Annotated in this window: 16 protein-coding genes and 1 pseudogene; 1 reads left to right on the top strand and 16 read right to left on the bottom strand. The window is 58.2% G+C overall.

Annotation, left to right across the window (positions count from 1 at the left end; all coding sequences use genetic code 11):
* Nucleotides 1–86: 86 nt before the first annotated feature.
* The 6 genes from ACZ1GM_RS00940 to ACZ1GM_RS00915 all read right to left on the bottom strand — a co-directional run bounded on the left by ACZ1GM_RS00940 (nt 87) and on the right by ACZ1GM_RS00915 (nt 5,461).
* Nucleotides 87–950, bottom strand: a complete 864-nt coding sequence (locus tag ACZ1GM_RS00940) for an HTD2 family dehydratase (protein ID WP_472677352.1) — start codon at nt 948–950, stop codon at nt 87–89.
* Nucleotides 950–2,191 (bottom strand): acetyl-CoA C-acetyltransferase, encoded by a 1,242-nt coding sequence (locus ACZ1GM_RS00935; RefSeq protein WP_472677351.1) that lies wholly within the window; start codon nt 2,189–2,191, stop codon nt 950–952. Before ACZ1GM_RS00935 ends, ACZ1GM_RS00940 begins: the two co-directional genes overlap by 1 nt.
* 89 nt (nt 2,192–2,280) lie before the next feature.
* On the bottom strand, nt 2,281–3,507 hold the full coding sequence (locus tag ACZ1GM_RS00930) for a CoA transferase (protein WP_472677350.1): 1,227 nt from the start codon (nt 3,505–3,507) through the stop codon (nt 2,281–2,283).
* Nucleotides 3,508–3,650: 143 nt separating this feature from the next.
* The gene (locus ACZ1GM_RS00925; RefSeq protein WP_472677349.1) at nt 3,651–4,823 is read right to left on the bottom strand and encodes an acyl-CoA dehydrogenase family protein; all 1,173 of its coding nucleotides are present in this window, start codon (nt 4,821–4,823) and stop codon (nt 3,651–3,653) included.
* Nucleotides 4,820–5,017, bottom strand: coding sequence for a hypothetical protein (locus tag ACZ1GM_RS00920; protein ID WP_472677348.1), 198 nt, complete (start codon nt 5,015–5,017; stop codon nt 4,820–4,822). Before ACZ1GM_RS00920 ends, ACZ1GM_RS00925 begins: the two co-directional genes overlap by 4 nt.
* 93 nt (nt 5,018–5,110) lie before the next feature.
* Nucleotides 5,111–5,461 (bottom strand): hypothetical protein, encoded by a 351-nt coding sequence (locus tag ACZ1GM_RS00915; RefSeq protein ID WP_472677347.1) that lies wholly within the window; start codon nt 5,459–5,461, stop codon nt 5,111–5,113.
* Between the two features lie 216 nt (nt 5,462–5,677).
* Here ACZ1GM_RS00915 and ACZ1GM_RS00910 point away from each other — a divergent pair, with 216 nt between their 5' ends.
* Nucleotides 5,678–6,634 carry a right-handed parallel beta-helix repeat-containing protein gene (locus ACZ1GM_RS00910; RefSeq protein WP_472677346.1) on the top strand — a complete coding sequence of 319 codons (957 nt, stop codon included), beginning with the start codon at nt 5,678–5,680 and terminating at the stop codon, nt 6,632–6,634.
* A 113-nt stretch (nt 6,635–6,747) separates the two neighbouring features.
* Here the strand turns inward: ACZ1GM_RS00910 and ACZ1GM_RS00905 are convergent, their stop codons facing one another.
* The 10 genes and pseudogenes from ACZ1GM_RS00905 to pabB form a co-directional block, all read right to left on the bottom strand.
* Complete coding sequence (locus tag ACZ1GM_RS00905) at nt 6,748–7,452, bottom strand: tetratricopeptide repeat protein (protein ID WP_472677345.1); 705 nt, start codon at nt 7,450–7,452, stop codon at nt 6,748–6,750.
* Nucleotides 7,453–7,587: 135 nt separating this feature from the next.
* A complete protein-coding gene (locus ACZ1GM_RS00900; RefSeq protein ID WP_472677344.1) occupies nt 7,588–7,923 on the bottom strand; it encodes a GNAT family N-acetyltransferase in 336 nt (111 codons plus the stop codon).
* Complete coding sequence (locus ACZ1GM_RS00895; RefSeq protein ID WP_472677343.1) at nt 7,886–8,104, bottom strand: hypothetical protein; 219 nt, start codon at nt 8,102–8,104, stop codon at nt 7,886–7,888. The genes ACZ1GM_RS00900 and ACZ1GM_RS00895 overlap by 38 nt, the downstream gene beginning before the upstream one ends.
* Nucleotides 8,101–9,174, bottom strand: coding sequence for a GTP cyclohydrolase II (gene ribA / locus ACZ1GM_RS00890; protein WP_472677342.1), 1,074 nt, complete (start codon nt 9,172–9,174; stop codon nt 8,101–8,103). Before ribA ends, ACZ1GM_RS00895 begins: the two co-directional genes overlap by 4 nt.
* Before the next feature lie 5 nt (nt 9,175–9,179).
* Nucleotides 9,180–9,977, bottom strand: a complete 798-nt coding sequence (gene xth / locus ACZ1GM_RS00885) for an exodeoxyribonuclease III (RefSeq protein ID WP_472677341.1) — start codon at nt 9,975–9,977, stop codon at nt 9,180–9,182.
* Nucleotides 9,978–10,375: 398 nt separating this feature from the next.
* Nucleotides 10,376–11,050, bottom strand: a complete 675-nt coding sequence (locus tag ACZ1GM_RS00880) for a LolA family protein (protein ID WP_472677340.1) — start codon at nt 11,048–11,050, stop codon at nt 10,376–10,378.
* An 89-nt stretch (nt 11,051–11,139) separates the two neighbouring features.
* Complete coding sequence (gene rpmG / locus ACZ1GM_RS00875) at nt 11,140–11,307, bottom strand: 50S ribosomal protein L33 (RefSeq protein ID WP_010233410.1); 168 nt, start codon at nt 11,305–11,307, stop codon at nt 11,140–11,142.
* Nucleotides 11,308–11,428: 121 nt separating this feature from the next.
* Nucleotides 11,429–11,842, bottom strand: a complete 414-nt coding sequence (gene arfB, locus ACZ1GM_RS00870; protein ID WP_472677339.1) for an alternative ribosome rescue aminoacyl-tRNA hydrolase ArfB — start codon at nt 11,840–11,842, stop codon at nt 11,429–11,431.
* A complete protein-coding gene (locus ACZ1GM_RS00865; protein WP_472677338.1) occupies nt 11,835–12,491 on the bottom strand; it encodes an RluA family pseudouridine synthase in 657 nt (218 codons plus the stop codon). The genes arfB and ACZ1GM_RS00865 overlap by 8 nt, the downstream gene beginning before the upstream one ends.
* A gap of 42 nt (nt 12,492–12,533) precedes the next feature.
* Nucleotides 12,534–14,376, bottom strand: a pseudogene (gene pabB, locus ACZ1GM_RS00860) (aminodeoxychorismate synthase component I).
* Between the last annotated feature and the right edge of the window lie 106 nt (nt 14,377–14,482).

Here is a 14,482-nt window from a genome sequence, read left to right as displayed (position 1 = left end):
AGCAATCCAGCCATAAATTATCTGTCGATCAGGCAGGACGAATCTGGATTGCCGCGTCGCCATTCGGCTCCTCGCAATGACGAGCATCAAACAAACGCACTTGCCTTGGTAACCTGCCGACCATCGTCAGCAAACGCGCCGAGTTCATATCCATCGTCGCTTTGGCGCATCACCAGATGCAGTGGTTCGTCGACAATTGCCGGGCTTACCCCGCGAAAGGCAAAGCTGCTCAGCTGGTTTTCGCCCAACTTGCTTGCCGCCAATTGAAGCAGCAGCGAAGCAGTCAGTGGGCCATGCACTACTAGCCCGCGATAGCGCTCAACATCGCAGGCATAGGGCAAATCATAGTGAATGCGGTGCGTGTTGAAGGTGAGCGCGGAGTAGCGAAATAGCAGGCGCGGATCGGGTGTGAGAACGCGGTGCGCGTCCCATTCGCCAGGGTCGAATTCGGAATCGCCCAAGGGTGGCGGGTTGAGCGGCGTATTGGGTTCAGCCGCCTCGCGATAGACCAGCGTTTGCGTTTCGCTCACTGCCAATGACCCATTGGCATGCGTTTCGTGTTCTACATTCACGAAAACCAGCTGGCCTGATCCCCCGCTCTTTTCGTTGATTGAAGCAATACGGCTGGTCCGTTCTATCGTTGCGCCCACACCGATATCGCTGTGAAACTGCATCGCACTCGATGCCCACATACGGCGGGGTAATGGAATTGGCGGCAGAAAGCTGTCGGGGCCGTTGTCGCGCAAGGGATGGCCATCGGAGGCTAGCTGATCGGTATTCGCCTCCGGCGTGCAAAGACACAGGTGAATCCCTTGGGGCATGAGGTGTGAGAGTGGGCGGCTCTGGTCCAATAAATCAAAGGTCGCGAGCCAGCGTTGCGCCAAAGCCAGGTCTACCTGATCCGTCTGACGTTGCTCACGCCTGATCCAGGCGTCCCAATCACCCGGCATCAGGTTGCCCGCTCAAAGATCGCGGCCATGCCTTGCCCGCCGCCAATGCACATTGTCTCCAGTCCATAGCGTGCTTGGCGACGCTGCATTTCGTGCGCCATATCCGCCAGAATTCGCCCGCCGGTTGCGCCGATGGGATGGCCGAGCGAAATACCTGACCCGTTGACGTTCACGATGTCACGGCGGCTGTCATCCTCGGCAAATCCCCAACCTTTCATCACGGCCAGCGCCTGAGGTGCAAAGGCTTCGTTCAATTCAATCAGATCGATATCGCCCCAGCCCATGCCGCTGCGCGCGAATAGCCGCTCGACCGCCGGGACAGGGCCAATCCCCATGCGGCTGGGGTCGCAACCTGCCGCTGCCCAGCCTGTGAACCACAGTATTGGCGTCAGGCCCAGTTCCTCTACCTTGTCCTCGGCTACGACAAGACAGGCCGCTGCAGCGTCGTTTTGTTGGCTGGCGTTCCCGGCTGTCACAATCGCCTTGGGATTGGTCTTGCCCTCGATCGCGCGCAGGCTGCCGAGTGATTCCATGCTCGCATCGGCGCGATAGCCTTCATCATGGTCAAAACGCACCGGATCGCCGCGACCCCTTCCTTTCTTGGGTGGGACGTCCACAGGCACCAATTGTGCACCGAACTTGCCTGCTTCCCATGCGGCGGCTGCATTCTGGTGACTGCGCACGGCGAAAGCATCCGCCTCCTCGCGCGTAATGCCATAATCCTGCGCGAGATTTTCGGCTGTTTCGATCATGCCAGTGATGACGCCAAAGCGTTCGATGGGCTGGCTCATCAACCGCCCGCGTGCAAGCCGATCATGCAGCTTGAGGTCGCCAGCCCGAACGCCTTTGCGCAACTGCGTGGTGTAGTGCTCGACATTAGACATGCTTTCAACGCCGCCCGCGACCACGGAATCCGCTGCGCCGGTTTGAACCATCATCGCCGCGTTCACGACGGCTTGCAGGCCAGAGCCACAGCGCCGATCAAGCTGATAACCTGGCACTTCGATTGGCAGGCCTGCCGCAAGCCATGACCAGCGGCCAATCGCGGGTGCTTCGGCATTGCCATAGCCTTGACTGAACACGACATCATCGACGCGGTTCGGATCGACCCCGCTGCGTTCGATCAGCGCCTTCAGAATGACCGCCCCAAGCGCGCCCGCGCCTATCGGTGCCAGTGTGCCGAGGAACTTGCCTACCGGCGTGCGCAAGGGTTTGCAGATGGCGACGCGGCGCAAAGTCATTTGATTTTCTCTCCGTTCTTACTGAGCCTGTCGAAGTGCGACTGGCACGAACCCCCACCCTTCGACAAGCCCAGGATGAGCGGTTCTCGCTACTCTTTATCGCTTAGCGCCACTGTGCCCGCATCCACCAGCTTGCCAATCGCTCCGCTCGAAAGACCCAGCCTCTCGGACAAAATCTCTTCGCTGTGCTGGCCAAGATACGGTGCTGGCGCCGGATCGCCTGCCTCGCGCTCTGGGATGTTGGCAAAGCTGCGCGGCGCGGGATAATCCAAACCACTGGGATTGGCCGGAGCGGGTCCGAATAGCGGATTGTTGCCGACCAAATCCGCATCATTGGCCGCTTCATGCGCCGTGCGATATTTCTCGAACGTGCACCCACTTGCTGACATACGTGCCTCCAACGCGGCGTAGTCATGGCTCGCCGAGACGCCTTGGAACAGGTCAAACAACCGGTGTCGATGTGCAAAACGTGGCGTGTCGCCGTCGGCGAACTGAACGCCCAGTTCCGCTTCCAATTTCCGAATGGCGAGGCTCAGGCCAAACGCTTCGACGAGCCCATCCCATTGTTTGGCTGTGAGCGCGGCGACCATAAATCGCACACCATCCCTAGTGCGAAAATCGCGTCCGAATGCGCCCCAGATCGCGTTACCCAGCCGCTCGCGGTCCGCGCCACGATAGAGCATTTCGGCCATGGCTCCGGAATTGGCCAGCGTGCCTATCGCTACATCGCCCAGCGGGATGCGCACTTCATTGCCTTCGCCTGTGGCATCGCGATGGCGTAGAGCGGCTAGCAGCGCAAACGCTGCATAGGCTCCTGTGATGAAATCCCATGCGGGTAGCACCTGATTGACCGGGGGTGCAGTGCGCATGTCCCAGTCCTCAGGCCCGCACATCAGCGGATAACCGACCGCTGCGTTGACGGTAAAATCCATCGCCTGCCGCCCATCATGCCAGCCCATGATCCGCACCGAGACGAGGTCATCGCGGCCTTCACTCATCGCTGCGTGGCTGAGGAAACTTTTTTCCGGCAGATTGGTGATCACTTGTCCGGTTGAACGAGCGAGTTCAACCAGCAATTCTCGCCCTTCTGCACTGCGCAAATCCAATGCGACCGATTTCTTGGCACGATTGAGGTTTTCCCAGCTTAGAGAGCGCCCCTCTTTTGTGAGCATGTACCTATCATAATCAAGACCGCCTGCCTTGTGATCTACGCGGATGACCTCTGCACCCATTTGCGCGCAATAGAGGCCGGCAGTTGGGGATGCGACGAAACTGGATGCCTCGATGATCGACAGGTTTGAGAGAAGGTTGTACATTTTTATCCCGTCTTTTGGTGCCTAGCCACCCGCTCCCTCCACCCTTCCACCCGGATCGTACTCCGGTGTGAAAATCCGGGTGGAAGGGTGGAGGGAGCGGGTGGCTAGGTTCATGGATCAGGCCTCCGCCTGATCCAAATCCATCAAGAATTCCCCCATTCCCGCAACATGTGCTTGGCAATCTGCAGATAGAGAATTTGCGTCGTGCCCTCATAGATTCGGTAAATGCGGGCATCGCGATAGAAGCGCTCTGCGTCGTATTCGGCCAAATACCCAGCGCCGCCATAAATCTGCACCACGCGGTCAACTACGCGCCCGCACATTTCGCTGGCGAATACTTTGAATGAGGCCGCCTTGCGCAGGATATTTTCACCGCGATCCGCCCGTGCAGTAACGTCTGCCATCATCGCTTCCGCAGCGTAAATTTCCATGTCACTTTCTGCGAGCATTTGCTGGATCAGCTGAAAATTGGCGATGGGTTCGCCGAAAGCTTGTCGTTCATTGGCATAGCGAAGCGCACTGTCGAGCGCGCGGCGCGCATACCCGGTTGCCGCAGCTCCAACGGAAATTCGGCCATTATCGAGGCTCATCATGGCGAAGCGGAAGCCCTTGCCTGTCTCGCCGCCTAGCAGCGCATCACCGGGGACCTTCACGTCATCGAGCATGACATCTGAGATGTGGCTGCCCGACTGACCCATTTTCGCGTCCGGGCTGCCCGTCGACATCCCCGGCGTATCCATCGGCACGATAAATGCGCTGACATGAGCGTTTTTGGGCAGCGCTTCTTTCTCCGTCCGCGCCATGATCAGCGCAACATCGGCATGCGGCGCGTTCGTGATGTATCGCTTGGTGCCATTGAGTATCCAGCCATTGCCGTCAGGATCTGGCACCGCCATCGTTTGCATTGCTGCGCTGTCAGATCCAGAACCCGGCTCGGTCAGGCCGAAGCATGCGATCTTGCCATTGGCGATCTGTGGCCACCATTCAGCCTTTTGCGCATCGGTCGCGCCGTTCTTGATCGCGGAATTGAACATCCCGACATTGATCGAGAAGATTGATCGAAATGCTGGGGCAGCATAGCTCATGCAGCGCACCGTGCGGGCATATTGGGTCATGTTGAGGCCCGCACCGCCATATTCTTCGGGCACGGACAGGCCAAACAGGCCCATTTCTTTCATCTCGCCGATAATGTCGTCAGGGATCGCATCGTTCGCAATGACATCGGGTTCTGCCGGGATCAGCCGTTCGCGAACGTAACGATCGAGCTGCTCAATAAACTGCTCAAAGGTTTCGGCATCCATGCCCGGTGTCGTCATTCGCTTGCGTCCTCTCGCTCTGCATTTTGAGTGGCATCCGCATTCGCCTCGCTCTCTTCCATGAGAACCTCTGCGGGAATGCGCCGCTCTTCCAGCATCTCCGCTGCTTCATCAAGCGCGCGCGCTTCATCGACCGTTACCGCGCCAGGCCCCGGATCATTGCCCGATGGCCCGCATGTGGCCAGAAACGCCATGCTTAAAATCACCAAAAGGCGGCGAAGACCCAATGACTCGCCGCCCCTCACTATATCGATTGGTTTATAGGTCAGCAGCATCCATTGCTGCTCCTACATATCATCTTCGCCAGCTGCCTCAGGAGCTCCGGAGTCGATCATGCCATCAGCAGTATCGGCGGCTTCGCCAAGCGCGTCGGCGACATCCGCAGCAGCGGTCGCGGCTTCATCAGCCTCTTCAGCTATGACGGCCTGTTCAGCTTTGCTGGTTTCGCCTGTTTCAGCGGTTTCTTCTTCCATGGCTGCGCCCTCATCAGCGACGGCTTCTTCATCGACCCCGGTCAGTGCATCATTTGCCGGAATCTCGACAGTGTCAGCTTCCGCCTCGGTTGCCGCGTCTTCTGCGCTGCCACAGGCGGCCAGTGCGAGGGCGGTACTAGCTACTAAAGCAATACGAATTTTCATGAGTGTTACTCCCCAAACGACCCGGCGACCCGCCAGGTTTCGATTCGAACGGTAGTATGACACGGCGCGGGGGGCCAAGTCCAAATGTGAAAATCGCACGTCCGTTACCAGATGAGGTCGTTATTTGGCTAAAGACTTTGCTGAAAACCGTATCGTCGAGGGCATTGGGGTAATTTGTGCTGGCTTTGGCGGGTTTGACGGCCTTAGGCTTTGGCTATGAACTCACGAACCCTATTTATCGTCCTAGCCTCGGCAACCGCTCTTGTAAGCGCGCCATACTCTGTCGCCTCAGCGCAGAACCAACGCGGTGCGTTTACGGTGGCCGAAATGGGCCTCAGCTTTGACGACCTGCAACAGGCGGTCGATGCGATTGGCGGCGGCGAAGGCACAATTGTGATTGCGCCGGGCACATATCAGCAATGCGCCGTGCAACAGCGCGGGAGGATTGCCTACCGCGCCGAACAACCCGGCAGCGCCGTTCTTCGCGGGCGCGCTTGTGAAGGCAAGGGCGCGCTGGTGCTTCGCGGGGATGGCGCGTTTGTAGAGGGGCTGGTCTTCGCCAACATCTCCGTGCCCGATGGCAATGGCGCAGGCATTCGGTTTGAGGCGGGTGATCTGACCGTCACGCAAAGCTGGTTTCGCGATAGTGAGCAGGGAATCCTTACCACGAACACGCAATCGCTTACGCTCCGCATCGACAAATCGACCTTTTCGGGGCTCGGTACATGTGAAGGCGCGGGCGGATGCGCGCATTCGGTTTATATTGGTGGCATAGCCGAGGCGGTCATTACCAATAGCCGTTTTGAGGCGGGATCGGGCGGACATTATCTGAAATCACGCGCGGCCCGCACGGTCGCGAGCAATAACAGTTTTGATGACAGCGCCGGTCGCGGCACCAATTACATGATCGACCTGCCCAATGCAGGTGGTGGTGAAGTGACCGGCAACTGGTTTGTTCAGGGGCGTGACAAGGAGAATTATTCCGCCTTTATCGCTGTCGGAGCAGAGGGTGCCCGCAACAGCGCCGATGGCCTGAGGATCGCCGGCAACGATGCGCGTTTTGTGCCGGGCCTGCGCCGATCAAGCACCTTTGTTGCGGATTGGACCGGTGACAACCTGATTATTCAAGGTAACAAACTGGGCGCGGGTTTGCAGCGTTTCGAAAGGCGCTGATGCGTTTTCCGTTCAAGCTTTCAGCGAACGGAAAAGCTAACGTTCAAGCGCCGCGCAGGCTTCTCGCGGGCTCGGCCCTCGATCCGCGTTAAGGGCCAGTATTTTCGGCCAGTTCAAAGCGCACCGGTACGCCATATCGCTGCGCGAGCATATCGGCTTTCGCAAAGGCCCGGTACGGCTTGCTCATCGGTCAGTTTGTCAGCATGTTCGGTCAGGAGGGCATCGGCCCTCTCATTGCCCAATGTCGCTGCGACCAGCCAGTGCGCGACCGCTTCTTGCAAGTCCGCTGCCACACTTTCACCATTGGCATGCATAATGCCAAGACCCAGCAATCCGTCGGCGCTGCCAAGCTGCGCGGCAGCCTGATAATAACGCATCGCAGCAACCTGATTGATCGCAACGCCGCGTCCATTGGCATGCATGACGGCCAGGCTAACCAGCGCGTCCGGATTTTTCTGTCCTGCTGATTTGCGAAGCAGGCTTACGGCTTCCTCCAGCGTTCCAGACGCGGTGCCCTCGTCAATCATCACGGCGAGCCGCCATTGCGAATAGGCATCGCCCAGTTGCGCAGCGGTGCGATATAGGGATGCTGCTTTTGCCGGATCGTGGCTGACATGCTGCCCCTGATCGTGAAACCAGCCGAGATAGCCGGTCAGTTCAGCATCACCTTTGTCGGCGCCAGATTGTGCTATTGCGAATGCTGCGTCACTGCTGCCGCTATCAAGCAGAGTGTCAACATCCGCGCGCGATTGCGCGGCTATTGGCGCTGCTGAAAAGGTGCTCAGCGCGGTCAAAGCAAGGAAAAGCGTGCGTGTCATCAAACTGTCTCATTTTGGGACAGGCTTGATGCCTGCCGCGGATGAGCAGAATGCGGCGATGCACATCAATCAGGCCAGCGCGTTAAGGGTGATTTTGGCCGACAGTCCCCATCTTAGACGGGTATGCCCGCATTGTTAATCTGATGCGGTGACTTCGAACGCGGGCGCATATCGCACGACCCCGCTCGGTGCTTCACCCTCCAGGATCAGGCGCTGGAAAAACTCCGGCGGCGGGCCAGGATAGGTCAGCTGCGGGTCATGCTCAAAGCCAAAGCGCGGATAATACTCATTGCTGCCGAGCAGGATAATGCCCTTCGCGCCGCGTTCGCGCATATTGGCAATTCCTCGCTGGATCAGCATTCCGCCAATGCCCTGCTTTTGCAGTGTTGGCGTCACCGAAACTGGCCCAAGCCCATACCAATCTTGCGTACCATCACTGATGGTCACAGGCGAAAATGCGATATGCCCCACGACGCCATTCAGAATCCTCTGCGACCAGCGATAGCGTGAGATCGCCATCGGTCCGCAGGTGGTTGATCAATGCCGGTTCGCTTCCATCGTTGAACCACATCGGCGCGAACGCGGCCTTCGTCAGCGCAAAGATCGCTGCTTCATCACCTGGCTTTTCGGGCCTCAATATGACTGCGGTCATGGGAGTAAATGCCCCGAGCGGTCGCGTTTGGTCGCCAAATAGCGGGTGTTGTGCGGGTTGTCCGGCAGACTGTGCGGCACGCGCTCAGTGACGGTGACACCCTCTTCGGTCAACCCTGCCACCTTGGCGGGATTGTTGGTCATTAGGCGAATCTCTTTGACTGCCATTAACTTTAGCATTCGCGCTGCGGTGCCGAAATCGCGTGCTTCATCGGGTAGACCAAGCCGCGTATTCGCATCCACCGTGTCAAAGCCCTGATCCTGAAGCTGATACGCGCGCAGCTTGTTGATGATGCCGATCCCGCGTCCCTCCTGACGCATGTAAAGCAATATGCCCCAACCGCCGTGCTGTGCTTCATGCGCCATCGCATGGAGCGCCGCGTCCAGCTGTGGCCCGCAATCGCATTTGAGGCTGCCCAAAACATCGCCCGTAAGACACTCGGAGTGTAGCCGGACAAGCGGCGTGCGTTCCGCGCTACGTTGCCCGATAACCAACGCAACATGTTCCCGCGTGTCGGCTGGGCTGCGGAAGGCGATGATTTGAGCATCGTCACTTGTCGATATGGGCAAGCGGGCGCGGCTGGCGATCATCAAATGCTTGGGGTCGGTAAGTTCGGCAAAGTCATCGAGCGACATTTCGACAGCTGTTTCTGCGCCCGTAGGATCGACCATAAAGGCTGGCAGGATCCCTGCTATGCGCGCCAGCTCCAAAGCGGCTCGTGCGGTTTCCTGCCAATTCATCGACAACGCCTTGAACGGCCCCATCAGAGGATTGGCGAGGTCTTGCGAAGGATCGGCGACTGCCACAGCGCGAGCCAATGCAAACGGCTCTGAACACCGTAGCAAGACGGGTTCTCCGGGATTGGCGGCATCGCGTTGATTGGCGAGCTTGAGCGTGACTGCGCGGCTGGCAGATACCAGAAGCGCCTCTGATTCCAACTCCCCGCGATAAGCAGTCTCAATCGGTTGGAGTACCGGCCCATTCTCTATTTGCACCGGCCAACCATGGCGCAGCGCGTCCACCGCCTGCGCGGCGCGGCGACCGGGTGAATTGGCCGGCGAGAGGTCCATTCCGCTCAGAGATCAAACTCCGTCACCAATGGCACGTGATCTGATGGCTTTTCCCAGTCACGGGCATATTCATGCACTGAATGTCCGGTGGTCTGCTTCGCGAGTTCGGGACTGGCCCACATATGATCGAGCCTCCGACCGCGATCATTCACTTTCCAGTCGCGCGAACGATAACTCCACCAGCTGAAATAGCGCTCCGGATCTTTGATGTGCTCGCGGCCCACATCGACCCAGCCATGCGCGTCCATGAAGCGCTGCAAAGTTTCCACCTCAATCGGTGTATGGCTGACCACCTTGAGCAATTGCTTATGGCTCCACACGTCGCTTTCAAGCGGAGCGATGTTGAAATCGCCCACGATCATGGTGGGCCGCTCAATCGCTTCTGCCCAGCGGGTCATTCGGCCAAGAAAATCCAGCTTCTGGCCGAATTTGGCGTTTTGCTCGCGATCAGGAATGTCACCGCCCGCAGGCACGTACACATTTTCCAGAACCATGCCCTGATGCGCCGGATCGGTTAGCTCCACGCCGACATGCCGCGCCTCGCCATTATCCTGCCAATCGTGGCGCGAAAATTCCGTGAAGGGCACTTTGCCGACCGTTGCGACCCCGTGATATCCCTTTTGTCCGTGCACCGCGAAATGCTCGTATCCCAGCGCGCGAAACGCTTCATAGGGAAACTGCTCTTCCTGACATTTGATCTCTTGCAAGCAGAGAATGTCAGGCGATTGCTCAGTAATAAAGCGCCCGACAATAGGCATGCGCAGGCGGACGGAGTTGATGTTCCAAGTGGCGATAGAAAGCATGGTCAGGTGCTTAGGAGCGTGAGCCAGATGCGGCAAGGTTCGCGGCGCTGACCCAGTGCATTGCCTCGGTGGTCAGGCCCAATGCGATATGGCGATGCTTGGATACATGACAAAGTTTGGAACTAATCGTGCAAGTATGAATTTGAACACATAAGTATTTTGGCGCGATATCTAAATGCGGGGCAACAAAAAACCCTCGTACCGGGGGCAATGGCACGAGGGTTTCCTGTGTGCGTTCGTCACGCGTTTTACAAAGTGGGTACCGAAAGCTTGAGCAACAGGGGGGAACCCAAACTCATCCACTTTGCAATTAGAATAATATTAGGCATGTGCTTGCTTGTCGATGAACAATCGCCAGCAATTGGCCGCAACGACGAAACGATCCGACTGTGAAGCGTTCAGCGGGGTCGACGAGATGAGCGGCGCGGATCGCGGAACCTGAATGCACTGTCCGCAACGGCGACTCCATAACGATGGTTTCGCAACCGCACCGTTGTCCGGTGATTCTGCGAATCGAGCGCTACCCAATGGGTCAGTCGCATACCGCCTGGTGCAGCAGCTTCCCGCTCAAAAATCAGGGTGATGATGCCAAACTCAGGACGCTTGGGGTCGCGCACCTCTACGCTCACAACGTCATTATGGCCCGTGGGCACCAGTCTGCCGTATTTTTTCACGTCGCGTGATGGATCGAGCAACGCGCCCAGCGGCGAGTTTCTGATTGGCCAGCGTTGGACCTGATCCACTTCATAGTCGACGAGATAAAGCGACTTGCCGTTTGAGACGACGAGCATCTGAGCGCTCTTCTCATACTCAAAACGGATTTTGCCTGGCCGTTTCAGCGTCAGTTCGCCTGCAATGGTTCGCCCGGCCCGGTCGGTCTGGGTGAAATCGGCTTTCAAGGTCGCAATGCTGCGCAAGGCCTCAACCGCGCGATCAAGGTCGCCAGCGGCGGCTTGAGCAGGCGTCGGGGTCGTCACAATCGCGGCTGGCACAGCAGCACACAGGGAAAGAGCGAGCGCTGAACCCGCAACCCCGAGTTTCGATGCAAATAGTTGTTTGGTGAAACTAGTCATACCAGCGCATTTATCGCTCTGGCGTTGAACTGTCACTGAATATCGCGCGCTGCATATGTTAAGCGACGCGCGAAAGTTACGACACGTTCTTACTTGATTTTGGCTTCCTTGAACTCGACATGTTTGCGCACGACGGGGTCATATTTGCGGAAAGTCATCTTCTCGGTGATGTTCCGAGGGTTCTTTTTCGTCACATAGTAAAAGCCCGTGTCTGCAGTCGAGACGAGCTTGATCTTGACGGTTGCGGGCTTCGCCATGGCGGTATCCTAAATCGTGCATGAGGCCCCATGTTGAGGCCGAAAAATAATAGGCGGCACGCGCTGTGCCGCCGTTCAGGCGCGCCCAATGAGTGATTCACGGGAAAAAGTCAAGCAAGACTCACCAATCAGAGCGAGTCGGCTTTCCGCGATTGGCCTTTACTGTGCCGCGTGCTTTCTTGGCCTTGAGGCGCTGCGTTTTGCCAACTCGGTTCAGGCGCGATTTCTTGCGGGCACGAGGCGGCGTGAGTGCTTCGTTCAACATTGCCACGAGGCGTACCCGCGCGGCTTCCCGATTTTGTTCCTGCGTACGGTACTCGCTAGCAGTCAGCACGATCTCGCCTGCTTTGGTCAGTTTGCTGCCAGCTTCCTCTTTCAACCGGCTAAATGCGTCTGGTGGAAGGCCAAGCGCAAAGACATCGACCCGCAGCTGAACGGCGGTCGCGACCTTGTTGACGTTTTGTCCGCCCGGCCCGGACGCAGCGATGAATTTCTCCTCGGCCAGCTCCAGTGCACGATCGGTGATTTTACCCATCACCAAAGCCAAGGTTGATGAAGTCGGCTGGCATGGGTGCGACCGCCTCTATCGGCGGTTTTCCCTCACGCGGCACGACGAGTGCACTGGCATGGAGCATGGTGCGCCGCGCACCAGAGGCGTTCCCGTAGATCGGGTCGCCGAGAAGAGCGATGCCTATGCCACTTGCCGCATGGACGCGTAGTTGGTGCGTGCGCCCGGTTTCTGGATGAAATTCAACCAGCGCAAGACCGTTTTGAACCGATCGGACGTTCCAATCGCTCGCGGCGGGTTTCCCCTTTTTGGCTGGGATCATTCGCCACCCTTTTTCCGCTGAGCTGATTTTTGACAGCGCCAGTTCGATGCGTCCCTCTTGCTGCTCCGGCACACCGGCGAGGATACCCAGATAGGTCTTTTGCGGCAGACGTTCCTCAAATGCGCGATTGAAGCGTTTGAGCGCTTTTGGATTTCGCGCGAGCAGCAGGCATCCGCTGGTGTCGGTATCAAGCCTATGCACGGCGACGGGAGGGCGCTGAAACCCAAGCTTGAGCGCTTCCAGATGATCTTCGAGACAAGGGCCGCCTTTGCGCGGACGATCCACCGGCAGACCTGCAGGTTTGTCAATGACAAGCGCCTCGCCGTCTTCGAAGAGTATCTCGGGAGTGTTCATCTTATCTGAGTGCTCCGGACGAGGGTGGCGATGGCTTATCGATCATACCAAAACCGCAGGCATCAGGCCACGCACAGAATTGCCCAGCAGAAAGCCGTCTTCCAAGTCTTCGATCCGTAATTCGCCTTCGCGAGCCGCGCCGCTGGTCAAAAGGACCTCGCGCTGAATGCCGGGCAGCAAGCCAAGCCCGGTACCGCTGGTGTGACAAATGCATCATCTTCCGCGCGAACGAATATGTTACTGATCGTTCCTTCGGTCAGCGTACCGTTTGGGTGAAGGAATAGCGCTTCATCAGCGCCATGATCCTGTGCCACCGCGCGTGCATCCTCGTAGAAGCCGCGATCACTAGTCTTATGGCGCAAACGCCAATCGCCAGGATCCACCGGCAGGGGCAAGATTATACAGCGCGCCGGCTCGGGCCAAGCAGGGGGAGCGGTGCCGCCTCCAGTGCGACCTCTCCACTGCGCGCGGCGACGAGGCGTATTTTCGCCTTACGCTCCAGATCAAAACACAACGCATGCAACTGATTGCGTGCTGCGTGCCGATCGAAGGAGAACCCCAATTTCGTGGCGCTTGCTTTCATCCGTGCCAAATGCAGCTCAAGATGCGCGATGCCGGTCTCTGGTTCAAAGCGCATTGTTTCAATCAGATCGAAACCGTGGGCGGACAGGCCGGGCTCGCTCGCTCTGGCGAAACCGCCCTTCAGGATCGCCTCCCGCCATTCGGTCAGCGGGTCACTGTCAGCAACAATTGCGCCACCAACGCCCAGCACTGCTTTGCCCCGTTCGTTCTCAACTTCGGTGAGGCGCAAGGTTCGGATCGCAACATTGAATGCGGCATCTGACACGCCGCTATCACTAGGGGCATCGATGCGGCCAATCGCTCCGCAATAGGGACCGCGCGGATCGCGCTCGACTGCGTTAATCAGCTCCATCGCCCGGATCTTCGGCGCACCGGTAATCGAGCCACAAGGGAAGATCGCTCGGACCAAGTCCATCGGCGTTTGATCGGCGGCAAGCTGAGCCCGTACCGTGCTGACCATTTGATGGACGGTCGGATAACTTTCAATCTTGAAGGGCTCATCCACCCGCACGCTGCCAGGTTGTGCCACCCGGCTGAGATCGTTGCGCAGCAGATCAACGATCATCAGATTCTCGGCCTTGTCCTTTTCAGAGGTTGCGAGGTCCTCTTTCAATGCAAGATCCTCGGCGCCGGTGCGGCCGCGCGAGCGTGTGCCTTTCATCGGTTTAGCTTTGGCCTCACCCTCTTTCAACGAAACGAACAGCTCTGGTGATAAGCTCAATAGCCAGTGCGAGCCGTCATAGATGAGCCCGCCATAGCCAGCCTGTGCTGCTGGCCTCAGCGCCGCGTACAGCGCGATTGGATCGCCGGAAAATCCACCGACGAGCGGCAGCGTGAGGTTGGCCTGATAGATGTCGCCAGCCCGGATCGCTTCCTGCAAATCGGAAAATGCCTTTTCATACGCGCCCTGAGAGATGGCGGGGTCGAGCGGGCCAAGATGTGGGTCGCCTCCGTTGCTTGCATCCGTCAGCCAATCATTAACATGCGCTGATTGTATAACCCGCGGCGCATCGAAAAGCCCCAGCCAGACGAGCGGTCCATCCGCGCCCGTTCGAGCAGCGGCGAGCGACGAAAGGCGATCTTCAAGTGCGAGCCCGGCTTCATAGGCTATGTATCCGGCCAAATGCAGTTTGTGCTCTCGCCGAGCCGCATCCGCGGCCGCCAGTATATCCGCGACCTGCTCTGGCCGATGAGCGACGAAGGTCTGCTGCGGATCGGAATAGAGCAGAGCGTCTGCAACGGTCGCATCGCCCGCTGCACTGCGTGCGTCATCAAGCAGGACCATTGGCGAACGTTCACTCATCAGGCTCGCTCTTTAACTCATGTTTCCCCCTGTCGAGCCGCTTGACCGTCCCGCCCTGTTTCGCCACACAATCCGGCTGATCAAAATGTGTTTCGGGGATGGTGCA

This window comes from Qipengyuania sp. JB2-7 (assembly GCF_055693485.1).
This window is presented reverse-complemented; position numbering and strand designations above follow the sequence as displayed.